Here is a 23,945-nt window from a genome sequence, read left to right on the forward strand (position 1 = left end):
GGGAAAGAACGGTCGCAGCCGCGCCATCTGTTCGTCGGTCAGCCAAAATAGATTGCTCATGATACCCCCTGAAAGTTTGGGGATTTGAAGCATGCGACCAATGCGATCTCAAGCCGATTAATGGGTCCTGAGCCTAATATGCGGTTCAAATCGTTCGCGTGCATCAGGAAAACACGCTAATAGCAGCAAAATCGCACAGGCGCGACGATCTGTCGGGGCGCGCAGCCCCAGATTGGCGTGACGCCATGTGCCAGACCCGAAGCGTACTTCGCCTGTGCGGCTGGCGGTCAGGCGGGCGGACCAATGAAGGCCCAAGGTGTTGAACTGCATTTCCTCGGGGTAATCGGTATCTGTCAGGCGCACGGCATGAGTGGTCAGGAAGTCATATATGACATCCGCATCCAGCAGCAGAATATCGGCGGCGATTTCAACCCATCCATCTGCAATCTGTCGGTCCAGTGCAGTCCATTCCATCTGGCCGTGCAGCCGAAAGGCCAGCAAGGGCAGATCGCTGTTAGCGTGGGCCACTTCGTAATGCCCGTCACCGATCACCAGCCGCGCAAAAGGGGCCTGCGCCCTGCAACTGTGGCCGTGACTGGGGCTGCGACGGCGGGGAGTGCCCGTTGCGGCGGGGGGAATATCTGTCATCGAAGCGGGCTGTTGCATGATCCTGCCTTTGGTCTGGCGTTGTGTATGAATGCCTAAACGACAGGATCAGAGAAAAACTTAGTCAGGGGTGTTCAATGTGACCCCTGTGGGCCATATCAATCGGGGCAGGCTGGATTATCCCATGCTTTTTGTCGCAAGGGCCAGACCGTCGACCACGGCGGTGAAGGCATCGGCGCGGACGATGCGGGCGGCGGGACACACGGCAAGGGCTTCATCGGAAACCAATGACATCAGGCTGGACCCGCCAACCAGAATGACGCTCTCGATTTCGGACGGTGGAATGCGGGCATGGAGGAAGGTTTCATAAAGCGCCGCACGCAGCTTTTCGCGTGCGGATGTAAGTGCGGCGTTCATCATGCCAGATGTGATTTTGCTGCTCAGGCCCGGTTCAAGGATACCAAGGTCGATGCAGGCGCCGGGTTGGTTTGAATTGGCGGCGATTTTGCCTTTTTCGACCGCAAAGGCGATGTCATGCCCCAGACGGCGTTCGATGACATCCGCCAGCCGCAACAGCGGGGCAGGGTTCACCGCATGGCGCACAAGGTCTGCCACCGTCTTTTCGGTGTCGCGGGTATACAGAAACGGGATCATCGCCCATGTCGCAAGATCGGCATAAAGCGCGCGTGGCACAGGCAGAAGCCCTTCGCCGAAGGTGCGGCGTAATTCGCCACCAAGGCCCAGCAACGGCATCGCGTGCGACATGGAAATCGCCTGATCGAAATCTGTACCGCCCAGCCGGATACCGTGGCTTGCAACGATTTCCATCCCGTTCGCGCCTATGCGCACGACCGAAAAATCCGATGTACCGCCGCCAATGTCCACGATAAGCCGCGTTTCTGCCTGCTGCGCGGTGCCGCCAGTGGCCAAGGCCGCAGCTTCAGGTTCGGGCAGAAAGCCGACGTCCTGAAATCCCGCAGCCTGATAGCACGCGCACAAATCGGCCTCGGCGCGGGCATCGCGCTGGCTGTCGGCGGAATGGAAATGCACGGGACGGCCCGAAAGAACCCGGTCAAAACGGGTGCCTGCGGTCTGTTCTGCCTGCGCTTTCACCTGTGACAGAAGGGCAGTGACAATGCCTGCGATACTCCGGCGGCGTCCGGCGATCATCCGTTCTTCGTGAAACAGCGATGTGCCAAGAACAGACTTCAGGGCGCGCATATATCGCCCCTCTTCGCCATCGGTCAGCGCGGTTTGTGCCGCGTGACCTATGCGCATCGGGCCACCATCTGCGGGCAGGAAAACGGCGGTGGGCAGGCTATCGGCGTCAGCTTCGACTGGCAGGCGTTGCACCTTGCCATCGACCAGAATCGCCACGGCGGAATTCGAGGTGCCGAAATCCATTGCAAGCACAGGTGCGGTCATGGGGTGTGTCCTTGTTGCAAACGAAAGACGTGGCTATCGGACAGCAGGCTGATCCGCAAGGGATCAGCCATCCCACAGGCCGGGTTTCGCTTTGATTTGTTCCGGCTTGCAACGCCCAAAGCGTTCATATCGGGCGAACATGGCCGGGCATAGGGCAAGCCCGAAACCCCAGCAGGGTCAGGCGGCCTTTAGCTTGCCCTGTCGCCGCCGTGCAAATGACGACGGAATCCCCAGCATGTCGCGGTATTTCGCAACGGTCCGCCGGGCCAGCACCGGCCCGCCCGATGAAATGGTATGTGCAATGGCGTCGTCGCTTAGCGGTGCGGCGGGGTCTTCGGCGTCGATCAGTTTTTGCACCTGATACCGCACTGCCGCCGCCGAAGATGGGTTTTCGCTGTCGGCGTCGTTGGGAAAGGACGCGCTAAAGAATCGTTTCAGCGCAAATGTGCCTTGGGGGGTTGCCATCAGCAGGCCGGTGGTGACGCGGCTGACTGTGCTTTCATGGACGCCAATCGCCTGCGCCACATCCGCCAGTGTCATCGGCGCAAGATGGGCTGGGCCGTGGTCCAGAAACCCGATTTGACGGCGCATGATTTCCACGCCGACCGCCAAGGTCGTCTGATTGCGGTGATCGACCGCGCGGCGTAGCCAGCGGGCAACATTCAGGCGTTCGGTCACGTAATCATGTGACGCGGGGTTGCGACCATTATGAACTGCGCGCGGTTCGTCAATCTGGACAGACGGCAGGGTTGAGCGGTTCAATTCCACCTGCCAGCCGGTTTTCCCTCGGGTCACGATCAGATCGGGTTCACGTTCGAGGGTTGTTTCCTGAACGAAATCTGCACCGGGTTTGGGATTCAGGCTTCGCAACTGTTTCAGGGCATCGCGCAATTTTTCCATTGAACACTGACACACGCGGGTCAGCCCGTTCAGGTCTGCCGCCGCAAGCCGTTGCAGGTGATCCAGCAGGCACCGAAATACAGGGGTCATCATTCCGCGATCCTCGGCTTGCAGGGCCAGACATTCGGCCAGATCGCGGGCGAACAGCCCGGCCGGTTCCACATCCTGCACCCGGCGCAGCATGTCCTGAGCTTCGGGCTGGGTCATGTGGCAATCGGCGGCAATAACGTCCAGCGGCTCGCCCAACCAACCGCTTGGGTCCAGCGCCTCTAGGAAGCGGTCAGCAACGAAACGGTCGGTGGGGTCCGCGAACATCAGGTCGAATTGCGCAGCGACATGCGCATATAGCGATAGCGGCCCGTTGCTCAGGCGGCTGGCGGGATCGTCCCATTCGGTGCTTGCGGTTCCCGAATACGGCAGGCTGGGCAGCGGGCGCGGGGCGTGATCCAGCGCGATGTATGGATTTTCCTCGGCCTCTTTGTCGATATAGCTTTGCAGGTCCGTGTTGGACAGTTGCAGCAACGCAATCGCCTGCTGCATTTGCTGCGTCATCACCAAAGTCTGTTGCTGTGCATTCCGTTGGAAAAGCTGAATATTCATTTAAAAACTCCGACCATCTGGGCGCGGTTTGCGCCGCAAGGATCAGAGAGGAAAGCATTGGAGACCGACAAACGGGGTGTCGAAAATCCGACTATGCAAAAGTACCGATGCAAGTGATTGACGAAAAAAGAAGGACCCTAAGGATAGCCAAAGAGTTCTTCCGATAGTGTCGAATGTTCGTCGGTTAACGCAGCAAGCTTAGTACGTTTTCAGACGTTTTATTGGCTTGGGCAAGCATTGCCGTACCCGCCTGAGCCAGAATTTTGGCCCGTGCCATTTCAGATGATTCCTTGGCGAAATCGGCATCCATCACCCCCGAACGTGCGGCTTCGACGTTCACGGTAATGTTGGTCAGGTTGGAAATCGTGCTGTCCAGACGGTTCGACACGGCACCCAGATCAGACCGGGCCTGGCTGATCTTTTGCAGGGCCACGTCGATGACTTTCAGGGCTTCGGCGGCACCTTCCTGTGTGGTCAGGTCGATTTCCGCGACCGAGTTCAGATCCGAGGTGTTGGCGGCGGATTCAAAGAAAACTTCGCCAGCGGTGGTGACATCGGTGCCAACCGAGAACGATTTGGTCGAGGTCAGTTCGACTTGGCCGCTGATCGCCACGTCGTTGTTGGTTGTGTCATCCAGCGTTGCGGTATGAACCCCGGCGGTCGAACCCGCAGCGGTGCCATCGCCGTTCAGCGCGGTGGCGTTCATGGTGGTTGTGCCGCCGCCGGTGGTGAAATCCCCGATCAGAATATCCCCGCCCGCCGCATCGGTCAGAACGATTGTCGCGTTGTCATCGCCCATTTTCGCGGTCACGCCGGTTCGGCCCGACTGGTTGTTGATCGCGTCCGCAATCCCGCGCAGGTCGCTGGTATCGGAAATGGCGACGGTGCCGATATTCACGCCATTCACATCAAAGGTCACGGTGTCCGCTGCGGAAAACCCGGACAGTTCGACATTGGTCGTGGCGGATGCTGTCACCCCGGTCGAGGCACTGACCTGATTGATCGCGGTGGCCATTTCCTGCGCCGATTGTCCCGCCGATGTGGTCAGTTCGGCGCTCCCGGCGAAACCTGTGATGTTCAGCGTGGTCGCTGCTGCGATCCCGGTGTCCGTTACGGCGGCCCCGGCTGCCAGAGACACGTTCGATTTCAGGGTATTCGATCCGATGTCGGTGGCGGCGGCGCTGTCCACGCTGATGTTCAAAACCTGACCCGAGTCAGCCCCGATCTGGAACTGCTTGTCCGAGAACGAACCGTTCAGAACATTCATCCCGTTGAAGGTGGTATCCTTTGCGACCCGGTTGATTTCGGTGATCAACTGCTTGGCCTCGGCGCCCAGATTGTTCCGGTCGGCAGAGGTGTTGGTGTCGTTCGACGATTGAACCGCCAGTTCCCGCAGACGTTGCAGCATGTTCGACACTTCGACATGCGCGCCTTCGGTGGTGTCCAGCAGGTTCTTGCCGTCGGTGGCATTGCGAACCGCCTGATTCAGGCCGGTGATCTGCGAGGTCATCTTCTCGGCGATGGCCATGCCTGCCGCGTCGTCCTTGGCCGCGTTGATCCGCAACCCCGAGGACAGCCGGTTCATGGCGGTGTTCATGTCTTCGTTGACGCGTGCCATGTTGGCCTGTGCCGTGATGGCACCGATGTTGGTGTTGATGGTCGTCATCGTAAGTCTCCTGAATGGAATTGATACGCTGGCCAGCGCTTGATCAAGGAAACGACAGGGTGGAAATTTGTTTAGCGCCGTCCTGCGGAATTATGAATAAGTATATGTTTTATAATAATTTATTTTGTGGGAATTTCAGAACTTCCGGTTGGTACGGTTCTTGCTGATCCTGTTGCAACTGTCGGCTTTTGCCGCGTGACACAGAATGCAGGGAGACTTGGTTTGGATATCGCCTCACTTATCGGATTGATTGGCGCGGTTGCGATGGTCATCGGTTCGATGATCGCGGCGGGCGGGCTGGGGCCGTTCGTTGATATACCGTCCATTTTGATCGTGTTCGGCGGGACGTTTTTCGCCGTCATGTATCGTTGCACCATGCCTGTCTTTCTGGGCAGTTTCGGCGCGATGGCCAAGGTTTTCGCCCCCAAGGCCGCCAGTAAGGAAGACCTGATTGCCCGCATGGTCGAACTGTCCGATCTGGCCCGCAAAAATGGGTTGATGGCGCTGGAAAATCAGGACGTGCCTGATGCGTTTTTTTCCAAGGGATTGCAAATGCTGGTGGATGGCGCGGACGAGGCGAAGCTGGTTAAGCAACTGAGCGAGGAAATCTCGGCCATGAAAACGCGGCATGGTCTGATCCATGATGCCGTGCGGGGCTGGATCGACATCGCCCCGGCGATGGGAATGATCGGAACCCTGATCGGCCTTGTGCAAATGCTGGGTAACATGGCCGACCCCAAGGCAATTGGCCCGGCGATGGCGGTGGCCTTGCTGACCACGCTTTACGGGGCATTTATCGCTAATGTGCTGTTCGGGCCGATCCTGTCGAAACTGGAAAGCTACAGCGCCGCTGAAACCGTGTATCGCGAAATGGTCCTTGCCGGGTTGCGCAACATTACGCGCGGTGAAACCGGGCGGAACGTGCAGGAACAGATGGTGGCCGTTATGCCGCCCAAGCTGCAAGCCAAGCTACTGGCGGCCTGAGGGGTTCCACCATGAGCCGTAGCCCCGTTCCCGCGCCCGTCGAAGACCCCCCGCAAGAGGAGTGCCCGAAATGCCCGCCTGTCGGGTCGCCCGCATGGATGGCCACCTTCGCCGATATTGCGACGCTGCTGATGGCGTTTTTCGTGTTGATCCTGTCCTTTGCGGAATTCAACCAGCCCAAGTTCAAGATGGTGGCCGGGTCTTTGAAGAAATCCTTTGGCGTACAGCGCGAGGTGCCGGTTGTTGAACAACCGCTGGGCACAACGGTGTTGAAGCTGGACTTCAGCCCTTCGCCTGAACCGGCCATCACGCAAGAGTTGCGCCAGGATACCACCCAGATCGAGCAGCCCAAGATCAGGACCACGGACCAAGATACGCCCGAGCAACAGGCCGCCCGCGAATTGGCCGAGGCCATTCAAGAGGCCGTGCAACAAGGGCAGATTCAGGTGGAAACACAGGACGGGCAGGTGGTGATGACCTTTGATCAGGATACCCCCGAACCTCTGTCGCAAAAGCTGGCGCAGGCATCCGAAGCCCTGCAACAGGCCCAACAGGCAACCGGCCTGCCCACAGATGACGTTGCCCTGAAAGGGCTGACAGGGGACTTGTCCGAGCTGGCCGAGGCATCAAGGCAACAGGCGGAACGGGCCGAAACCCAGATCACCGAAGGCAAGGCCGAACGCAGTGCCGCGCTGGCCGAAGCCCAGTTGCGGGTGGCGCTGCGCCGCGAAGTGTCACAGGGATTGGTAACGGTCGAGCAACGCGAGGACCGCGTTTTCGTGACAATCGGCGCGGGTGGGGCGTTTCCTTCGGGGGATGCGGACCTGACAGAGGAGGCCCGCGATGTCATGTCCCGCCTTGCCTTTGCGGCCATGAATGAGGCCAGCAACATTGTGGTTACGGGGCATACGGATTCCGTGCCTTTGTCTGTGGCCTCGGCTTACCGGGATAACTGGGGGCTGGCGGCGGCACGGGCGTCGTCGGTCGTGCGTGAGCTTTCTGGTACGGGGCTGATTGCGGCGGATCGGCTGACGGCGATCAGCCGGGGGGAAACCATGCCGGTTGATGACAATACCACCGCGCAGGGCCGGGAACAGAACCGGCGGATCGAGATCGAGATCACATATTAAAGCGCCGGACCGCTAACATCGCTGCGTCCTGCGCCGTTATCCAGATGCAAGAGGTGCCTGCCCATGCCGATTGATATCCTCAGTTCCCTGAACACCGGTGGGTCCGGGTTGAATATTACGGACCTGACCGAAACCCTGACAGCGGCGGAAATTGATCCGCGCAAGTCGCTGATCAATGACCGGATCGACGCGGCTGAATTGCGTGTTTCCGGCTATGAGCGGCTGCGCACGCAGGCAGAAACCCTGTCCGAGGCGCTGACCCTGATGCAAGGCCTGTCCCCCCGCACCCTTGCCAGCGATACCAGCGCGGTCGCGGTCAGCCTGACCGATGCGCAGGCGTTGGATATGCAGGATGCCACGCTTGCCGTCGACAGTCTGGCGCAGGCGCAAGTCCTGAAATACGAAGGCTACGCCGCCGCCGACACCCCGATTGGAGCCGGAACCCTGACTGTGTCCTTTGGGCGTTGGTCCGATGAAACGCCATCTGTTTTTACCGAGGGCGATACCGCCGCCACCACGCTGCGATTTACAGAGGACAGCACCCTGAGCGATCTGGCCGAAGCCCTGTCCGGGGTCGAAGGCGTTTCGGCCCGCGTCATTGATGTGGGCGACGGAAGTTTTGCATTGGGCGTGATTGCTGAACCGGGGGCCGCGAATGCGCTGCGTTTCAGTGTGGCTGCCGGGGCCAGCGACGCGTTGGCGGCATTCGATTTCAGCAACGGTCCCGAAACCGTGCAGGTTCAGGCCGGGCAGGATGCACACCTACGCCTGAACGGCATTGCGGTGACGCGCCCGACGAACGTGATTGATGATCTGCTGCCCGGCGTGACGCTGACCCTGACCGCCACAACCTCGACCCCGGCCACCCTGCGCGCAACCCCGAATACCGAAGGGGCGCTGGCGGTCATGCAAAGCTTTGTCGAGATGGTCAATGCCACCAAATCCCTTGTCGAAAGCCTGACAGCACGCGGCTATGGCAGTGGCACCACGGCTGGGGAACTTGCGGGGGACAGTTTGGCCGACACGATCATGCAGGGTATGGAGGCATTGCTGGGGCAGGGCTATGGTACCGGGGGTGTGCATCTGGCCGATCTGGGTATCCTGACAGAACGGGATGGCACCCTGACGCTGAATGAGGCTGTCTTTACCGATGCGCTGACGGAAAATCCTGCGTTGCTTGATCCGCTGATTTTGGATGATCTGGGCAGCACGGCTGATGTCGAACTGATCGCAACCGGCAGCTATATCCCAAGCGGGGGTGAATTCACGCTCATCCGCAATCCCGAAACTGGCGCGGCCCTGCTGGATGGGGTGCCGTTGTTCGGAACCATGCAGGACGACGGTCGTTGGGTGTACGGCGTCACCTCGGGACCGATGAGCGGGGTCAGGATCTTTGCCGGGCCGGATGTAGAGATTGCGACCCTTACGGCGGCTCCCAGCCTGACAAGCAGCCTGATGACCTATCTGGGCGACGTTCTGGCCAGTGATGCTGCATTGGCGCAACGTGAAGCTGCGGAACAAGACGGGTTGGCGGCGGACGCTGATGCGCTTGCGGCGCTGGATCGCCGCGCCGAGGATGTGCGCGCCCGCTATCTTGCCCGTTTCACGGAAATGGAGCGGGTTGTGACGCAGCTTAATTCGACTGGGGATTATCTGACCAACCTGATTGACGCTTGGAATTCCAGCGATTGACGGGGCGCTTAGCCGTTTGGTGGCGGCACCGCCGAATGGATAAACCGCAGGGTGGGTGCAAGCGCGGCCATCCGGCGATGTAAATCGGTTTCGTTATGTGCAGCTACCACACGCCACGGCCTGAACCCCCGTGCGATACGATCCTCGTGTGCCAGTCCGGGGGACGATCGCCAGAAATACAGCCAGATCAGGGCTTGCAGGGGCAGCCCGGCCATCCAGCCCAAAGGAACCGACAAGGCACAAAGCGCCAACCATAGCAGCAGCGCCCCCCAAAGCCGCATACGTATCAGGTGAAACGGCACCAGAAACGCCAGTGCTGTCGGGTGTTGCGGCAGGGCGTCATATCGTCCGTCTGCATCGACGACGACGCTCCAGTTTTGCAGCGCCTTTCCTCTGAAATCGCCCGGAATATCATCCTCGGACATGGGGATTTGACGCCAGCGCCCAAGGTGTGCTGTCTGGCTTTGGACTGGCCAAACAGCCCCATCGCGCTGAAACCACAGCACTTGGGGCCGGGGGGACGGGCCGTGGAACCGCGCGGACAGGTTTGTGGTGTCGCCCGCGAACCGGGTTTCACCGATTGCGATCAGCCTGTCTTCGGGCTGCAATCCCAGCGCCCGTCCCCGCGCGTTGACTGACCCCAAAGCCAGCGTATGCGCTGCATCAGAACGATGTATGTCCGGCGCAGGCATCAGGGATATTTGAACGGGTTTGGCGCGACCACAGGCGCAGAGGTTTTGCGCACGGGCTTGGCTGTGGACCCTGACGGTGTGGCTCGCGGTTGCGCCTGTACGTTTTCAACCGGCCTGTTGGCCAGCATCCGGGTCAGCGCAAGTTGCAAATCAGACAGGCCCGAGATCACCGTTTCCTGTGTGGTCTTGTGATTATCCTGTATGGCTTTCGACAGGCTGCCCAGCATTTGAGACAGCATTTGTTCGTCGGGTGTCCCGGCGGTCTGGGCTGTCAGGCCGGTTGCGATATTGGTCAACTCGGCGCTCAAGGCGGTTTGCATCTGGGTCATGGCTTGCGCTTGCGTGGTTTCAAGCTGATCCAGCCGGTTTTGCACGTCCTGCAAGGTTGTCATCTGTTCTTCGACCTTGCCAACCGAAGACGTGAAGCGGGACAGGGCTTCGATCTGGGTGGCAGTCACGTCACGCATTTCCGACAGGGTGCGCAGGTAAATCATCGCCCCCAGCAAAACCGACACCACCATGCCCAGTGCTATGCCCAGAAACAGCGGTTTCATCATCGTCGTAAACTGATCCAACCGGGCCGCTGCCGCTTTAGTATCCATGCACACACCGGCCATGTCATCCGTGGCATCATTCGCGGCGGCGGCAGCTTCCAATGCCAACTGGACACTGTTTTCAAGATCGTTGGATGGTGCGTTCATGGTCAATTCCTGCTGGAGCTGGGACGGGTTCGATATCCGCCTCATGCAGGGTTTATGCCAAGTTGGGGCTGGTTCCCCGAAAGTGGGTTCAGCGGCAGGGTGCGGAATCACTGACGGTAAAATTGATCCGTCGATCCGGGCGTTTGCTGTGTGTTTTTGTGCGGGTTGGTAAGGTGTGTGCTTTATGTTTTGAATAAATTTCAATGCCTATCAATCTGATAAAAAATAATTTTCATGATTTGAAATTTCCAATTTCATCCACCCGCCACTTTCCCATTTGACGCCAGCTTAGACTTGGGTGTACGCCATTAAGCAATCTGTTGGGGTGCCCCTAGGGGCTGAGATGCGAATGCGAACCCATTGAACCTGAACTGGTTAGGACCGGCGGAGGGAACAGAATTTCGGGCGCGTATTCCGCCCCGACTCTGGTTCGCGCACCCGGTCCAACCATTGGACCGAAGGACGTGAAACCGTGGTTTCCATCGCTTTGACAATCGCCGGATCGGATAGTGGCGGCGGGGCTGGCATTCAGGCCGATCTGAAATCTATGTCCGCGCTGGGGGTGTACGGCGCCAGTGTGATCACGGCGGTGACGGCCCAAAATACCCGCGCCGTCACGGCGGTGCATCCAATCCCCACAACCGTAATCGCCGCCCAGATCGGTGCGGTGCTGGATGATCTGGACGTGCGGGCGATTAAGATCGGCATGTTGGGCAGCGCCGCCGTCACCGAATGCGTGGCGCAGGCGCTTGCGGGGTATTCCGGCCCTGTCGTGCTGGACCCGGTGATGATCGCCAAATCCGGTGCGACCCTGCTGGAGGATGCGGCGATAACCGCCCTGCGTGACCTGCTGCTGCCCCGCGCCACGGTACTGACTCCGAACCTGCCCGAAGCTGCCCGCCTGTTGGGTCTGCCCGAGGCGACAGATGACGCGGCGATGTTGGCACAGGGGCAGGCGCTGCGGGAACTGGGGGCTGCGGCGGTGCTGATGAAGGGCGGCCATGCGGCCGGGGCTGTTTGTACCGATTGGTTGATGGAAGCGCAGGGGGCGCGCCCCTATCGCGCGGCCCGTGTCGTCACCCGAAACACGCATGGCACCGGCTGTTCGCTGTCCTCGGCCATTGCGGCGGGGTTGGCGCAGGGGCGGCCATTGGCGGATGCGGTGCAATCCGCGCATGGCTGGCTGCATGGCGCAATTCTGGCCGCAGATTGCTTGCAGGTGGGCCACGGTCACGGCCCGGTGCATCATTTTCATGAGGTGTGGACATGACCGAGATAACCATTCTGGGCAGCGGTGTGGCGGGGCTATGCGTTGCTGCGGAACTGTCGGGGCGCGGGTGCCGCGTCACCGTGATTGACCCGGACACCGGCCCCGGCCCTCAGGGGTGTTCGTGGTGGGCGGGCGGAATGCTGGCCCCTGATTGCGAAGGCGAAACCGCCGAAGAACCCGTGGTCCGGCTGGGCCGTCAGGCCGCAGCGTGGTGGCAGGCACAGGGGGCGGCGGTGACTTGGAACGGGTCGCTGGTGCTGGCGTTGGGGCGTGATCGGCAGGAACTGGACCGTTTCGCCCGTCGCACGGAAAATCACACTTTGCTGGATCGCGACGGGCTGGCCGCGCTGGAGCCGCATTTGGCCGAACGCTTCCCCCGCGCCCTGCATATGCAGGCGGAATCGCATTTGAACCCGCGTCAAACCCTGCTGGACCTGCGGGGGCGGTTGCTGGAACGGGGTGTGCGGTTCCTGCCCGATGGGCCAACACAGGGAACGGTGATTGATTGCCGGGGGCTGGCGGCGCGTGACAGCCTGCCGGACCTGCGCGGGGTCAAGGGCGAAATGGTGATCCTGCGCACGCCCGATATTGCCCTGTCGCGCCCGGTGCGTCTGCTGCATCCGCGGTTTCCGCTGTATATCGTGCCGCGCGACGATGGCGTGTTCATGCTAGGGGCCACCCAGATCGAAAGCGGCGAACGGGGCCGGGCCTCGGTCCGGTCGGTGATGGAATTGTTGAATGCCGCCTATGCCCTGCACCCCGCTTTTGCCGAGGCAGAGCTGCTGGAAATCGGTGTCGATGCCCGCCCGGCCTTTGCCGACAATCTGCCGCGTATCCGGCAGCGGAACGGGCGAATTTATGTGAACGGACTGTTCCGGCATGGTTATTTGCTGGCCCCCGCCTTGGCGCGGATGGTGGGCGATTGGCTGCTGGACGGCAAAACCCCCGAGGTGATGGATGAAAATCATGGTGAACGGTGAAGCGCAGCAGATGCAGGGCCGCACATTGGCCGATTTGCTGATTGAGCTGGGGCATGGCGATGCCAAACTGGCCACGGCGGTGAACGAAGATTTCGTTCCCGCCGCCGCCCGTGCCGATTGCGTGCTGGAACCGGGGGATCGGGTGGAAATCCTGTCCGCCCGGCAGGGGGGCTGACGGATGCCAGTATTTTACGGAACTGACCTGTCGTCGCGGATGATGCTGGGGACCGCACAATATCCGTCACCGTCCATTCTGGCACAGGCGTTTCGCCGGTCGGGCGCAGGCATTGCCACCGTTTCCATCCGGCGCGAGGCAGGCGGTGACCGTGCCGGGGCGGATTTTTGGGATTTGATCCGGGATCTGGGCGTTGCGGTTCTGCCCAACACCGCCGGGTGCCATTCCGTGCGCGAAGCGGTGACAACGGCCCATATGGCGCGGGAATTGTTCGATACGCGTTGGATCAAGCTAGAGGTGATCGGCCATGCCGACACGCTGCAACCCGACCCGTTTGGGTTGGTCGAAGCCGCGCAAATCCTGACGGAAGACGGGTTTCAGGTGTTTCCCTATTGCACCGAAGATTTGGTTCTGTGTGACCGCTTGCTGGATGTTGGCTGTCAGGTGTTGATGCCGTGGGGCGCCCCCATCGGCACCGGGCGGGGGCTGAACAACGTATACGGCCTGCGCAGTCTGCGGGCGCATTTTCCCGATGTGCCGATGGTGATCGACGCGGGGCTGGGCCTGCCGTCACAGGCGGCGCAGGCGATGGAAATGGGCTTTGACGCGGTGTTGCTGAATACGGCTGTGGCCAAGGCGGGCGATCCCGCAGCAATGGCCGAAGCCTTTGCACTGGCGGTACAGGCGGGGGCGTTGGCCCGCGATGCGGACCCGATGGAACCACGCGACATGGCCGCGCCATCGACCCCGCTGTTGGGGCAGGCGGTGCTGTCATGACGTTGCACCCGTTTTATCCGATCTTCGACGATGTGGCGTGGTTGCACCGGGCGTTGCCGCTGGGGGTGAAGCTGGTGCAATTGCGGATCAAGGACCGCCCCGAACACGAATTGCGCCAGCACATCGCGCAGGCCAAGGTGCTGTGCGATGCACATGGCGCGGTGTTGGTGGTCAATGACTATTGGGAGCTGGCGATTGATCTGGGGTGTGACTGGCTGCATCTGGGACAAGAGGATCTGGACGAGGCCGATCTGCCCGCCATTCGTGCCGCCGGGGTGAAGCTGGGCATTTCCACCCATGACCACGCGGAACTGGACCGCGCCTTGGGGCTGGACCCCGATTATGTGGCGCTGGGGCCGGTTTATCCGACGATCCTGAAGAAAATGAAATGGCACCAGCAAGGGCTGGAAAAGCTGACGGAATGGAAACGCCTGATCGGGGATATTCCGCTGGTGGCGATTGGTGGCATGTCGGTGGATCGCGCGGCGGGGGCTTTTGCGGCGGGGGCTGATATCGTGTCAGCCGTCACCGACATCACCCTGCACCCCGCCCCCGAGGATCGGATCAACGAATGGCTGGAGGCCGTGGCATGAGCCGCTATGCCCGCCAGATCGCGGTGCCGGAGTTTGGCCCGCAGGGGCAGGCCCGGTTACGGGCCGCGCATGTGCTGGTGATCGGGGCCGGGGGGCTGGCCGCGCCGGTGCTGCAATATCTGGTGGGGGCGGGGCTGGGCCGGGTGCGGCTGGTCGATCCCGATGTGGTTGAACTGAGCAATCTGCACAGGCAAACCCTGTTTCGGCACGATGATCTGGGCCAGCCCAAGGCCAGTGCTGCCGCCCGCCAGATGCTTGCCCTGAACCCTGATGTGCAGATTGATCCGGTTCAGGCGCGGTTCGATCCCGCCACGGCACCGGACCTGTGCGCGGGTGTCGATCTGGTGCTGGATTGCGCCGACAGTTTTGCCGCCAGCTACATTGCCTCGGACCTGTGTCTGGCGGCGGGGCTGCCATTAATCAGCGCCTCTGTCGTTGGGACCGAAGGGTATTGCGGCGGGTTTTGCGGGACAGCGCCCAGCCTGCGGGCGGTGTTTCCAGACCTGCCGCAACATCTGGGCAGTTGCGATGCCGATGGCGTGCTGGGGCCGCTGGTGGGGGTGATTGGGGCGCTTCAGGCGCAGATGGCGCTGGCGGTGCTGGCCGGACTGGACCACGCCGCGCCCAGTCCGCTTGGTCAATTGATTCGCTGCACCGGGCTGGGATTGCGCTTTGGTGGGTTCCGCTTTGACCGCGCGCCCGAACCTGACCACGCTTTGCCGTTTATCACGCAAAATAACCTGCGCAGTGGCGATTATCTGATTGACCTGCGCGACCCGGCGGAACCCGGCCCATCCTTGCCACAGGCGCAGCGCCATTCCGTTACGGATTTCCCCGGCGCGGCGCTGCCCGGCACCGCACAGCGGTTGGTTTTTGCCTGCCGGTCCGGATTGCGGGCCTGGCAGGCGGCGGACCGCATGGCACCGGGCTGGGGGGGCGAAATTGCCCTGCTGGCGCTGGGTGACTGATATATTCAACAGGAGACGCGAAACATGAAACACCTGATCTTTGGGGCTGCGATGCTGCTGGCCACCCCGGCATTGGCGCAGGATAAAATGACCGTGCTGCTGGATTGGTTCGTGAACCCCGATCACGGCCCGATCATCGTGGCGCAGGAAAAGGGATTTTTTGCCGATCAGGGGCTGGACGTGACCATCGTTGCCCCCGCCGATCCGTCCGACCCGCCGAAACTGGTGGCGGCGGGGCAGGCCGATCTGGCGATTTCCTATCAGCCGCATTTGCATCTGGCCATCGCCGAAGGCCTGCCGCTGGTGCGTGTGGGGACGCTGGTCGCCACGCCGTTGAATTGCCTGCTGACATTAAAGGATGGCCAGGTGCAGCGGATCGCGGATCTGAAAGGTCGCAAGGTCGGGTTTTCCGTCGCCGGGGTGGAACAAGCCCTGTTGGGCGCGATGCTGGGCAAACACGGTTTAACGATGTCAGATATTGAGCTGGTCAATGTGAACTGGTCGCTGTCCCCGTCCCTGATGTCAGGGCAGGTGGATGCGGTGCTGGGGGCGTTTCGCAATTTTGAACTGAACCAGATGAAAATCGAAGGCATCGAAGGCCGCTGTTTCTATCCCGAGGAAGAAGGCGTGCCGACCTATGACGAACTGATCTATGTCGCCAATCCCGACCGGATGGACCGCGACATGCTGGGCCGGTTCCTGCGGGCGACGGAATTGGCGACACAGTATATCGTCAACCATCCGCAACAAAGCTGGGAGGTGTTTTCTGCGACATCCCCGGAATTGCAGGATGATTTGAATGAAATGGCATGGGCCGACACGATCCCGCGCTTTGCGCTGCGCCCGGCGGCGCTGGACATCGGGCGCTATGCCGGGTTCGAGGCGTTTTTGGCACAGGCCGGGCTGATCGAAGGCACCCGTCCGGTGACGCAACTGGGCGTGGATCTGGGATCCCCGGAATGAGCTATGGGCAGATTTTCCCGCAATGGCGGGCGGCGGCGGGGCCACATTGGCCCGCCTATACCCAACACCGTTTTGTGCAGGCGTTGGGCAATGGCAGCCTGCCGCGTGCGGCCTTCCTGCATTATCTGGTGCAGGATTACCTGTTCCTGATCCAGTTTTCCCGCGCATGGGCGCTGGCCGTGACCAAGGCGGATACGGTGCAGGAAATGCGCCACTGCGCCGCCACGGTTCACGCGCTGATCCATGACGAGCTGCCCTTGCATATCGGCATCTGCGCGGCGGCGGGTCTGTCCGAAGACACCCTGTTCCGGGCCGAGGAACGGGCGGAAAATCTGGCCTATACGCGCTATGTACTGGATGCGGGCCATGCGGGTGATTTTCTGGACCTGCTGGCGGCGCTGGCGCCTTGTGTGTTGGGATACGGGGAAATCGGGGCGCATCTGCTGGCGCACGGGGGCGACGGTCCTTATGCCGACTGGATCGCTACCTATGGTGGGGCCGATTATCAGGCGTTATGCCACGCCGTTGGCGGCTTGATCGACAGCGCGACCATGGCGCGACTGGGCGATAGCCCGGCCACCACGCCACGCTGGCCGGGTCTGTGTAAGCGCTTTACCACGGCCACCCGGCTGGAGGTGGGATTTTGGGATATGGGCCTGACCCCATGATGGCCCGATGAACGCCCCCGCGCTTGCCTTGCACGGCACTGCCCACATCGCCGGACGTCTGGTTTTCGGCCCCCTGTCACTAAACGCCCCCGCCGGGTGCTGGACCTGCCTGTTGGGACCAAGCGGGGTGGGGAAATCCACCATCCTGCGGCTGTTTGCCGGGCTGGGCGACGGGATCGCATTTGACGGTGCGTTGTCGGGCGCGGGGCAGGTGGCGTTGATGGCGCAGGATGATTTGCTGCTGCCGTGGTTGTCGGTGCTGGACAACGTGACGCTTGGCGCACGCCTGCGCGGGCAGGCGGTGGACGGGGGGGCGGCTTTGCAGGTGTTGGAACGCGTCGGGTTGGCGGACCGGGCTGGGGATCGCCCCGGCGATTTATCCGGCGGACAGCGTCAGCGCGTGGCCTTGGCCCGGACCCTGACCGAGGATCGCCCGGTGGTTCTGTTGGACGAACCGTTTTCGGCGCTGGACGCCCGGACGCGGGCGCAGATGCAGGATTTGACCGTCGAATTGCTGACCGGGCGCACCGTGCTGTTGGTGACACATGATCCGGCCGAGGCGGCGCGTCTGGGCCATGTGCTGTTCATCCTGACCGAAGACGGGTTGCAGGAGGTGCCGCCCCCCGACGGCCCTATTCCCCGCCCGGTGGGGGATGCGGCGGTGTTGGCGGCGCAGGCGCGGCTGCTGACCCATCTGGGGGCCGTTCCTGTGGCAGGGGCGGGAACGAGGGGCGCTGCCCCTCGCGCTCCCCGGGATATTTTTCCCAAGAAAGAACCGGGTGCGGGATTGCCACGGGGGCGGCGATGACACGGGCGGTTTGGATGCGGGGGCTGTTGGGCGTGGCCCCGGTTGTTTTGGCGCTATCGTTATGGCAGGCGGCGGTCTGGCTGGGGGACTTGCCCCGGTTTATTCTGCCGGGACCGGCGGCTGTGGCGCAGACGCTTTGGCATAGTCGGGCGCTGATTGCTGAACATGCGCTGGTGACGCTGACCGAGGTTCTGGCGGGGTTGATGCTGGGGGCGGCGTTGGGCGGGGTATCTGCGATCGGGTTGGCGGCGTCGGCTTTGGCGCGGCGTCTGGTGCAGCCGATTTTGGTGTTTACGCAGGCTGTGCCGGTTTTTGCGCTAGCCCCGATCCTGACGCTGTGGTTCGGCTATGGGATGGGATCGAAAATCGCGATGGCGCTGATCATCATCTATTTCCCAGTCACCGCCAGTTTTCTGGATGCGTTGACGCGGACCCATCCCGGTTGGCTGGAACTGGCGCGGGTGATGGGGGCGTCGCCGTTGCGGGTGTTGTGGCATATTCGGGTGCCTGCCGCTTTGCCCGGTTTTGCGTCGGGGGTGAAACTGGCGGCGGTTTATGCCCCGATTGGGGCGATCATCGGTGAATGGGTGGGGGCCAGCAGGGGGCTGGGGTATTTGATGCTATTGGCCAATGGCCGTGCCAAAACCGATCTGATGTTTGCCGCACTGATCGTTCTGGCGCTGCTGACATTGGCGTTACATTGGGCGGTTGGCGCCGGATTGCGGCGCATGTTGCAGCGGTACGGGGCTTGATACCGGAAACCCCTGCTGTTTTCCGGACGAGGGACTGCTGCACGTGGCTTTGTTGACTATACTGGGCGGGGGTGCGATCACAGGCCCGGCTTTTTAAGTGACATTATTCGGATCATTGGCATGGATTGGGACAGGTTTTTACAACAGCTTGCCGCGCGCGGCGACACCCCGGCCCTGATCGAGGCTGACGGCACCACTGTCAGCGCCGCCGCATTTGCCGAACAGGCGCAAGAGGTGGCACAACAGGCCCGCGCATTGGGGTTGTCCGGGCGGCGGGTTGGTATCGTGATGCAGGACAGTCTGAGCGCGGCCAGCCTGATCCTTGGCCTGACGCAGGTGGCGTCGGTCCTGCCATTGAACCCGGCGCTGACCCCGGCGGAATTGCGCGATATTTTGCGTGCGGCGGGGGCCGGTCTGGTTTTGTGTGATGCACCGCACCGGGCGCTGGCGGCGCAATTGTCCCTGCCCGTGATCGTGCTGGGGGGCGCGATGCCTGTGGCCCCGGATTTGCCCGGAACGCCCCGGTTTGCGCCGGGGCTTGTGCTGACAACCTCGGGGTCGACGGGAACGCCCAAGCGTGTGCCATTGCGGGCGGATCAATTGCTCCGCTCGGCCCACCATATCGCGCAGGCGTTGGCGCTTGGCCCAGAAGACCGCGCGGTTTCGGCGCTGCCGGTTTTTCATGTGGGGGCCTTGGTCGATCTGCTGCTGGCCCCGTTGCTGGCGGGCGGGTCGGTCTGTGCCAGTGCGGATAAATCCCCCACTGCGCTGCATGATGCGGTGATACAGCGTGGTGGGACATGGGTGCAACTGGTGCCAACCATGCTGTCGCGCTGTCTGCTGGACCTGACCCCGGATCAGGCCCGGCACATGGGGCAAAGGCTGGGATTCATCCGCATGGTTTCCGCCGATCTATCCCCCGATTTGCAGGCCCGCGCGGAGGCGTTTTTTGCGAACACCCCGCTGATTCAAATGTACGGGATGACAGAAACGGCGGGGCAGATCGCTACCAACCCACGCCCACCGGGGCAGCGCGTGCCGGGATCGGTGGGGTGTGCCGCTGGGGCCGACATCGCCATTCTGGACCCGCAGGGCCAGCCCGCGCCCGAGGGCGAGGTGTGTGTGCGTGGTCCCTGTGTCACCGAAGGATATGAAGGCAGCGAAACCCCTCGTTATGGCGAATGGTTGCGCACCGGGGATTTGGGGCGGATGGACGCGCAGGGCTATCTGTTCCTGACCGGACGCCTGAAAGAGATCATCAATCGCGGCGGTGAAAAGATTTCCCCGCTGACCGTTGAACGTGCCGCCCTACGTCTGCCCGGCGTGGCCGAGGCGGTGGCTTTTGCTGTGCCGCATAAAACACTGGGCGAACAGGTTGGGTTGGCGGTGTCCGGTGCGGGGCTGAGCGAAGCGGCTGTTTTGGCGCATCTGGCCGGTGAATTGGCAGAGTTCGAGCGCCCCCGTCAGGTGCGTATCGTGGCGCAAATGCCCCGGCTGGGATCGGGCAAGGTGGATCGGCGCGCATTGGCTGCCGGGGATATTGCGTCCCCGACCGCTGCGGCGCATTTGTCAGGAACCGCGCAGACCGTGGCGCGGGTTTGGGCAAAGGTATTGGGGACGGACACGCCAGCCCCCGACCGGGATTTTTTCGACGATGGTGGCGATAGCCTGTCGGCTACCGAATTCCTGCTGGCGTTAGAGCGCGCCCTGTCGCGTGATCTACCGCCGAACCTGTTGTTCGAGGCGCCACGATTCGGTGATTTGGTGGCCCGGATCGACGCTGCGCCACAGCCACGCAAAAAACGGCGCTCTGCGGCGGAACGCTATGTGATGGCTGCAACATCGGCATGGCCGGGGGAACGGGCTGGCCCCAGTGGGTTGCTGATACTGCGCAATGGCGATGCGCCGGGGGTGCCGGTGTTTTTTGGTGTCAATGACCGCAAGATGACGGACGAGCTGGAACAGACCTTGGGGCAGGGGCGTCCGATTTATTTTCTGCGTTCGCTGCTGGGCGGCGGGATGGCCAAAATCAGGGGCGAGGCGCGGATTGCCCAACTGATCGCGCAGGATATTCAACATTTGCGGCCCAGCGGGCGGTTGATCTTGGGCGGTTTCTGCGAAGGGGCCGGGATCATGCAGCGCGTGGCGGAATTGCTGCGACAGGCGGGGCGCGGCGCCGATTTGTTCATCGCGGTGGATTGGGAAATTCCCTATCATACGCCGTCGCCATTGGTGTTGATCTGGACCAATGCGCGTTGGTTTTCCCCTTTTAGCCGGTTCGATCGGCCGGGCCGGTTTTTGCATGACGCCTATCCGCACGGGGCGGTGATGCACCACATCGCGGCAGATCACGAACACGCGCTGGAGCCTGATAAATTCGGTCCGGTGGCTGATATGATCCGGCGCTATCTGGATGGCGAAACCCCGCCCCGATTTCCAAAACGCGAAGACATCGACCAACCCGCCCGGCAGGCCAGATGGAAGGCGCATATTCGCCTGATCGGCCGGATGCCGCGTATTCTGCGCACGGGGCAGGTGGTGGCCTTGCCGATCCGGGTGCGCAATGACAGCGGTGTGATCTGGCCCCCGCATGATATTTCGGGGATCGGGGCGTCTGGTGTGTTCATCGGGCCGCGCCTGCTGCGCCGGGGGCCGTTTTATCCGTGGTATCGCCGGGTTTTCGGCCCGCGCCCACCGATTCAGCGGATGCAGGGCGCCGTAGAGCCAGGTGAAAGCCGTGATCTGACATTGCGCCTGCTGGTGCCGCACAAGCCGGGTCTGTACCTGTTGCGAGTCTCCATGCTGGAGGACGGGTTTGCCTATTTCATGAAGGGCTGGCGTGTTGGTCGGTTCCGGCTGGTCTGGGTGCGGCGGAACACGCGCTAAGGGTTACTGTCTAGGTAAGGCAACCTGCATTGCGACCGGCCCAGCGATGCCCGAACCGGGCCTGACAGACCAGCGGCGCGGCATTGGTCCGCACAGCCCCTGCCGTGCGTAATGCGCCCAGCATGGATGAAATTTGCAACACCCCCAGTTGCGCCCCGATGCAGCGATGCCGCCCACGCCCAAACATCAGCAGCGTTTCACCGCTGCGCCCCGGTTTGAAACGGTCCGCTTCGGGATGCGCCGCAGGGTCCAGATTGGCCGATCCAAGCGCCAGAAAAACCGGCACCCCTTCGCCCAGATCAATGCCATGCAGGCGAACAGGCGCACGGGTCACGCGAGGGATGATTTGCCCCGGCGTGGCCAGACGCAATGCTTCTTCGGTGATGGCGTCAATCGGGGTGTCGGGGGGAATGTCCCCCGCATGTGTCAGGGTTAAATCCAGCGCGGTGGCGATCCCGGCCTCGATATTCTCCACTCCGTCGGCCAACACCAGCAAGGCGTTATCCAGTGCTGCCTGCGGCGGCAACCCGCTTTCGGTCAGTGCAGCCAGCAGGCTGCCGGGGGGCGGGGGCGTGGCAGACAGAAAGCTACGCGCCTGATCCAGCGCGGCATTGGTGGCGTCGAATTGCGCCCGATCAGTGATCGGGGCGAACAGGTGGAAAAAACCTTGGGTGGCGTGTTTGATGGCCTGTCGGTCATCGGGCAGCCCAACAAACCGCGCCATGACTGAACAGGCAAAGGGCTGGGCCAGATCGCGAACCAGATCGAACGATTGCCCCCGCAGTGCGGCGACCCGATCCTGTGCCAAATTCGGCACCCAATCGGCAGCGTCACGGAACACCTGATGAAAGGCGGCAGAAACCGCCTGCCGGGTTGGCACATGTTCAGGCTTGTCCTGAAACGGCGGAATATGTGCGGTCAGCGCGGCGGCGGTGCTTTTGTCCCGGTTTCGCGCCGCCAGTACCGAAAACCGCGAGGGCTGATTGCCCAACGCGGGATTGGTGAACGCATCCAGAATGTCGGCATGGCGCGTCAGCACATAGCCGCCCGAAGCGGTTTCCGCCAAAGGCTGATGATCCCGTAACCATGCCCAGACCGGCGCGGGATCGGCCCACAGGCCCGCATCGGCCAGATCGACAGGCAGGCGGGGGGCGTTATTTCGGGCCGAACCGCCGAACCAGCTTCGCCATTTCTTCATCGTTTCGATCCAGATGTTCGCGGATTATTGCGCGTTCTTCGGTGGTCAGCGGTTTTCCGGCGGCGAATTTCGCCAGAATGGCCGGGCGGTAATACCGGATCGCGGCGGACAGGGTGAACACTTCTTCGGTCATGTCGGCGGTGGTCGAAGGGGAACACATATCTGCGATATTGTCCGAACCCAGCCGGATCGGAACGCCTGCTTCGGCCAGTTCCAGAATCCGTGGGATCGAATTGTACATCGGCGTCGGAATCGCCCGCAATTGCCGCATCCCGATGGCCGCTGACGGGCAACAGATCACGCCGATATTCAGTTCCAGCATGTCCTGCACGAAACGGGACCAGCGCGGTTCATCATAGGTGGATGGCGAAATCATATGCACGGTCCAGACCAACGGATCGCCATTGGCATCCTCCAGCCGCCCGGTTTCCCGGCGCATCACCTGAATCAGGCGTTCTGTGCCGTTTTCACCGGGGGAATTGATCTGGTCGGTGTGAACATGCAGGAACTTGCCGGTGCGTGTGACCAGATCCAACATTCGGGTGCAATGTTCCTCGAACCCGATATTATCCGGGTAATCGGGGAGGTCGTCCGCTTCGGGCAGCGAGCCGATGAAATCAGCCAGTTTCACGCCGTCCTCGAAAATACGCCAGCGATCCGGTTCGCTGTCCTTGAAGCCCAGCGGGGTATAGGCGGCGCAGCGGATTTGGATGCGGTCGCGCACTTCGTCAGCCAGTGCCATCAATTGCGACAGCGCGTTCGTGCCCACCCGGTCGGCGGTCGTGTCCACCATCGTATCGGCCAGACGGGTATTGGCAGCAATCATTACGTCAATCGTTTCCCGCGCCCGCCGGTCCAGATCGGGCGTATCATAGGCCGGGCCTTCGTGAACGGTGCGGATCAGCGCGTGTTTCTTCTGTAAGGAGATATGAGAGCTTTCCAATACCTGCACCCGGCCATGATCCACGTACCCATCTGACAGGGTATTGGCACGGTCCAGATGGATATGGGCGTTATGCATCCCTCCAAGCTGCGCGATATGCTGCGCAAGATCGTCGTAAAATGGCGATTTCATATAGGCTTCTTCTCGAATGGGGTTGAGTGCGATCTTTCGATCATAGGCCAGAACTGTGCATTCGCAAAGCCGGAGCGGGAAATTTTCGTGTGAGCAGGCTGGTTTGTAGGGCGTTGCCTTATTCCAGTTCATCGGACCAGTCGCGCAGGTCTTCGACCTCTTGCAGATGGCTGCGTCCGGTTTCACCAAGCGCGCGTTCGGATTCCAATGTCGGCAAACGCAGCAGGGAAGTCTCCACAACGAAGGACTCCGCGAATTGCGGGGGCGCCACGGTGCAATCCTATGACCATTGCCTGATCTTTGGGGTCCGCGTCTGTCAGGTGGACAGGGATGAGAGGGTCGATTCTGTTCTGTTTTGTGTTGATTTTCGTCTGAGGCGATTTGCTTTGCTTTGATTTGGTGGTTTCTGCTGTTGTTTTGTGCGTTTTAGAGTGTT

At 61.6% G+C, this 23,945-nt stretch carries 22 protein-coding genes and 1 riboswitch; of the genes, 14 read left to right on the forward strand and 8 right to left on the reverse strand.

Annotated features, from left to right (window positions below; all coding sequences use genetic code 11):
* Nucleotides 1–117: 117 nt before the first annotated feature.
* The 4 genes from FN828_RS18940 to FN828_RS18955 all read right to left on the reverse strand — a co-directional run bounded on the left by FN828_RS18940 (nucleotide 118) and on the right by FN828_RS18955 (nucleotide 5,197).
* Nucleotides 118–666, reverse strand: a complete 549-nt coding sequence (locus FN828_RS18940) for a hypothetical protein (RefSeq protein ID WP_142494894.1) — start codon at nucleotides 664–666, stop codon at nucleotides 118–120.
* Between the two features lie 117 nt (nucleotides 667–783).
* The gene (locus FN828_RS18945; protein ID WP_142494895.1) at nucleotides 784–2,031 is read right to left on the reverse strand and encodes an Hsp70 family protein; all 1,248 of its coding nucleotides are present in this window, start codon (nucleotides 2,029–2,031) and stop codon (nucleotides 784–786) included.
* Between the two features lie 177 nt (nucleotides 2,032–2,208).
* A complete protein-coding gene (gene rpoN / locus FN828_RS18950) occupies nucleotides 2,209–3,531 on the reverse strand; it encodes an RNA polymerase factor sigma-54 (RefSeq protein ID WP_142494896.1) in 1,323 nt (440 codons plus the stop codon).
* A gap of 184 nt (nucleotides 3,532–3,715) precedes the next feature.
* On the reverse strand, nucleotides 3,716–5,197 hold the full coding sequence (locus FN828_RS18955; RefSeq protein WP_142494897.1) for a flagellin N-terminal helical domain-containing protein: 1,482 nt from the start codon (nucleotides 5,195–5,197) through the stop codon (nucleotides 3,716–3,718).
* Nucleotides 5,198–5,419: 222 nt separating this feature from the next.
* On the opposite strand from FN828_RS18955, the gene FN828_RS18960 reads away from it, so the two are divergent.
* From FN828_RS18960 to fliD, 3 genes are all read left to right on the forward strand, one after another.
* Nucleotides 5,420–6,181 carry a motility protein A gene (locus FN828_RS18960; RefSeq protein WP_142494898.1) on the forward strand — a complete coding sequence of 254 codons (762 nt, stop codon included), beginning with the start codon at nucleotides 5,420–5,422 and terminating at the stop codon, nucleotides 6,179–6,181.
* 11 nt (nucleotides 6,182–6,192) lie between these two features.
* Nucleotides 6,193–7,311 (forward strand): flagellar motor protein MotB, encoded by a 1,119-nt coding sequence (locus FN828_RS18965; protein ID WP_142494899.1) that lies wholly within the window; start codon nucleotides 6,193–6,195, stop codon nucleotides 7,309–7,311.
* A 63-nt stretch (nucleotides 7,312–7,374) separates the two neighbouring features.
* Nucleotides 7,375–9,003: a flagellar filament capping protein FliD gene (gene fliD / locus FN828_RS18970; RefSeq protein ID WP_142494900.1), complete on the forward strand. Its 1,629-nt coding sequence runs from the start codon at nucleotides 7,375–7,377 to the stop codon at nucleotides 9,001–9,003.
* 8 nt (nucleotides 9,004–9,011) lie between these two features.
* Here the strand turns inward: fliD and FN828_RS18975 are convergent, their stop codons facing one another.
* Both FN828_RS18975 and FN828_RS18980 read right to left on the reverse strand, forming a co-directional pair.
* On the reverse strand, nucleotides 9,012–9,695 hold the full coding sequence (locus tag FN828_RS18975; RefSeq protein ID WP_142494901.1) for a hypothetical protein: 684 nt from the start codon (nucleotides 9,693–9,695) through the stop codon (nucleotides 9,012–9,014).
* A complete protein-coding gene (locus FN828_RS18980) occupies nucleotides 9,695–10,396 on the reverse strand; it encodes a hypothetical protein (protein ID WP_142494902.1) in 702 nt (233 codons plus the stop codon). Before FN828_RS18980 ends, FN828_RS18975 begins: the two co-directional genes overlap by 1 nt.
* Before the next feature lie 311 nt (nucleotides 10,397–10,707).
* A riboswitch (TPP riboswitch) is annotated at nucleotides 10,708–10,806 on the forward strand.
* A gap of 62 nt (nucleotides 10,807–10,868) precedes the next feature.
* On the opposite strand from FN828_RS18980, the gene thiD reads away from it, so the two are divergent.
* The 11 genes from thiD (at nucleotide 10,869) to FN828_RS19035 (ending at nucleotide 21,236) form a co-directional block, all read left to right on the forward strand.
* Nucleotides 10,869–11,666 (forward strand): bifunctional hydroxymethylpyrimidine kinase/phosphomethylpyrimidine kinase, encoded by a 798-nt coding sequence (gene thiD / locus FN828_RS18985; RefSeq protein ID WP_142494903.1) that lies wholly within the window; start codon nucleotides 10,869–10,871, stop codon nucleotides 11,664–11,666.
* Complete coding sequence (locus FN828_RS18990; RefSeq protein ID WP_142494904.1) at nucleotides 11,663–12,646, forward strand: FAD-dependent oxidoreductase; 984 nt, start codon at nucleotides 11,663–11,665, stop codon at nucleotides 12,644–12,646. The genes thiD and FN828_RS18990 overlap by 4 nt, the downstream gene beginning before the upstream one ends.
* Complete coding sequence (gene thiS, locus FN828_RS18995) at nucleotides 12,633–12,821, forward strand: sulfur carrier protein ThiS (protein ID WP_408033818.1); 189 nt, start codon at nucleotides 12,633–12,635, stop codon at nucleotides 12,819–12,821. The genes FN828_RS18990 and thiS overlap by 14 nt, the downstream gene beginning before the upstream one ends.
* A gap of 3 nt (nucleotides 12,822–12,824) precedes the next feature.
* Complete coding sequence (locus tag FN828_RS19000) at nucleotides 12,825–13,598, forward strand: thiazole synthase (RefSeq protein WP_142494906.1); 774 nt, start codon at nucleotides 12,825–12,827, stop codon at nucleotides 13,596–13,598.
* Nucleotides 13,595–14,191 carry a thiamine phosphate synthase gene (locus FN828_RS19005; protein ID WP_142494907.1) on the forward strand — a complete coding sequence of 199 codons (597 nt, stop codon included), beginning with the start codon at nucleotides 13,595–13,597 and terminating at the stop codon, nucleotides 14,189–14,191. Before FN828_RS19000 ends, FN828_RS19005 begins: the two co-directional genes overlap by 4 nt.
* Nucleotides 14,170–15,159, forward strand: coding sequence for a HesA/MoeB/ThiF family protein (locus tag FN828_RS19010; protein WP_235891536.1), 990 nt, complete (start codon nucleotides 14,170–14,172; stop codon nucleotides 15,157–15,159). The genes FN828_RS19005 and FN828_RS19010 overlap by 22 nt, the downstream gene beginning before the upstream one ends.
* Nucleotides 15,160–15,183: 24 nt before the next feature.
* Complete coding sequence (locus FN828_RS19015; RefSeq protein WP_142494909.1) at nucleotides 15,184–16,122, forward strand: ABC transporter substrate-binding protein; 939 nt, start codon at nucleotides 15,184–15,186, stop codon at nucleotides 16,120–16,122.
* Nucleotides 16,119–16,790: a TenA family protein gene (locus FN828_RS19020; protein WP_142494910.1), complete on the forward strand. Its 672-nt coding sequence runs from the start codon at nucleotides 16,119–16,121 to the stop codon at nucleotides 16,788–16,790. Before FN828_RS19015 ends, FN828_RS19020 begins: the two co-directional genes overlap by 4 nt.
* A gap of 7 nt (nucleotides 16,791–16,797) precedes the next feature.
* Nucleotides 16,798–17,598, forward strand: coding sequence for an ABC transporter ATP-binding protein (locus tag FN828_RS19025; protein WP_142494911.1), 801 nt, complete (start codon nucleotides 16,798–16,800; stop codon nucleotides 17,596–17,598).
* Nucleotides 17,595–18,350, forward strand: coding sequence for an ABC transporter permease (locus FN828_RS19030; protein ID WP_408033819.1), 756 nt, complete (start codon nucleotides 17,595–17,597; stop codon nucleotides 18,348–18,350). Before FN828_RS19025 ends, FN828_RS19030 begins: the two co-directional genes overlap by 4 nt.
* A gap of 120 nt (nucleotides 18,351–18,470) precedes the next feature.
* The gene (locus tag FN828_RS19035; RefSeq protein ID WP_142494912.1) at nucleotides 18,471–21,236 is read left to right on the forward strand and encodes a non-ribosomal peptide synthetase; all 2,766 of its coding nucleotides are present in this window, start codon (nucleotides 18,471–18,473) and stop codon (nucleotides 21,234–21,236) included.
* Between the two features lie 10 nt (nucleotides 21,237–21,246).
* On the opposite strand, the gene FN828_RS19040 is transcribed toward FN828_RS19035, so the two are convergent.
* Both FN828_RS19040 and FN828_RS19045 read right to left on the reverse strand, forming a co-directional pair.
* A complete protein-coding gene (locus tag FN828_RS19040) occupies nucleotides 21,247–22,434 on the reverse strand; it encodes a cytochrome P450 (protein WP_142494913.1) in 1,188 nt (395 codons plus the stop codon).
* Entirely contained in the window at nucleotides 22,391–23,509 is a 1,119-nt protein-coding gene (locus tag FN828_RS19045) for an amidohydrolase family protein (RefSeq protein ID WP_142494914.1), read from the reverse strand. Before FN828_RS19045 ends, FN828_RS19040 begins: the two co-directional genes overlap by 44 nt.
* Nucleotides 23,510–23,945: the final 436 nt, after the last annotated feature.

The sequence above is a fragment of the Thalassovita litoralis genome, from assembly GCF_900182725.1.
In the GTDB taxonomy this organism is placed as follows: domain Bacteria; phylum Pseudomonadota; class Alphaproteobacteria; order Rhodobacterales; family Rhodobacteraceae; genus Thalassobius; species Thalassobius litoralis.

Excerpts from the sequence above, each read along its gene's own strand:
- FN828_RS18940 (WP_142494894.1), bottom strand. The coding sequence starts at position 666 with ATGCAACAGCCCGCTTCGATGACAGATATTCCCCCCGCCGCAACGGGC.
- FN828_RS18945 (WP_142494895.1), bottom strand. The coding sequence starts at position 2,031 with ATGACCGCACCTGTGCTTGCAATGGATTTCGGCACCTCGAATTCCGCC.
- rpoN (WP_142494896.1), bottom strand. The coding sequence starts at position 3,531 with ATGAATATTCAGCTTTTCCAACGGAATGCACAGCAACAGACTTTGGTG.
- FN828_RS18955 (WP_142494897.1), bottom strand. The coding sequence starts at position 5,197 with ATGACGACCATCAACACCAACATCGGTGCCATCACGGCACAGGCCAAC.
- FN828_RS18965 (WP_142494899.1), top strand. The coding sequence starts at position 6,193 with ATGAGCCGTAGCCCCGTTCCCGCGCCCGTCGAAGACCCCCCGCAAGAG.
- fliD (WP_142494900.1), top strand. The coding sequence starts at position 7,375 with ATGCCGATTGATATCCTCAGTTCCCTGAACACCGGTGGGTCCGGGTTG.
- FN828_RS18975 (WP_142494901.1), bottom strand. The coding sequence starts at position 9,695 with ATGCCTGCGCCGGACATACATCGTTCTGATGCAGCGCATACGCTGGCT.
- FN828_RS18980 (WP_142494902.1), bottom strand. The coding sequence starts at position 10,396 with ATGAACGCACCATCCAACGATCTTGAAAACAGTGTCCAGTTGGCATTG.
- FN828_RS18990 (WP_142494904.1), top strand. The coding sequence starts at position 11,663 with ATGACCGAGATAACCATTCTGGGCAGCGGTGTGGCGGGGCTATGCGTT.
- thiS (WP_408033818.1), top strand. The coding sequence starts at position 12,633 with ATGGTGAACGGTGAAGCGCAGCAGATGCAGGGCCGCACATTGGCCGAT.
- FN828_RS19000 (WP_142494906.1), top strand. The coding sequence starts at position 12,825 with ATGCCAGTATTTTACGGAACTGACCTGTCGTCGCGGATGATGCTGGGG.
- FN828_RS19005 (WP_142494907.1), top strand. The coding sequence starts at position 13,595 with ATGACGTTGCACCCGTTTTATCCGATCTTCGACGATGTGGCGTGGTTG.
- FN828_RS19010 (WP_235891536.1), top strand. The coding sequence starts at position 14,170 with ATGGCTGGAGGCCGTGGCATGAGCCGCTATGCCCGCCAGATCGCGGTG.
- FN828_RS19015 (WP_142494909.1), top strand. The coding sequence starts at position 15,184 with ATGAAACACCTGATCTTTGGGGCTGCGATGCTGCTGGCCACCCCGGCA.
- FN828_RS19020 (WP_142494910.1), top strand. The coding sequence starts at position 16,119 with ATGAGCTATGGGCAGATTTTCCCGCAATGGCGGGCGGCGGCGGGGCCA.
- FN828_RS19025 (WP_142494911.1), top strand. The coding sequence starts at position 16,798 with ATGAACGCCCCCGCGCTTGCCTTGCACGGCACTGCCCACATCGCCGGA.
- FN828_RS19030 (WP_408033819.1), top strand. The coding sequence starts at position 17,595 with ATGACACGGGCGGTTTGGATGCGGGGGCTGTTGGGCGTGGCCCCGGTT.
- FN828_RS19035 (WP_142494912.1), top strand. The coding sequence starts at position 18,471 with ATGGATTGGGACAGGTTTTTACAACAGCTTGCCGCGCGCGGCGACACC.
- FN828_RS19040 (WP_142494913.1), bottom strand. The coding sequence starts at position 22,434 with ATGAAGAAATGGCGAAGCTGGTTCGGCGGTTCGGCCCGAAATAACGCC.
- FN828_RS19045 (WP_142494914.1), bottom strand. The coding sequence starts at position 23,509 with ATGAAATCGCCATTTTACGACGATCTTGCGCAGCATATCGCGCAGCTT.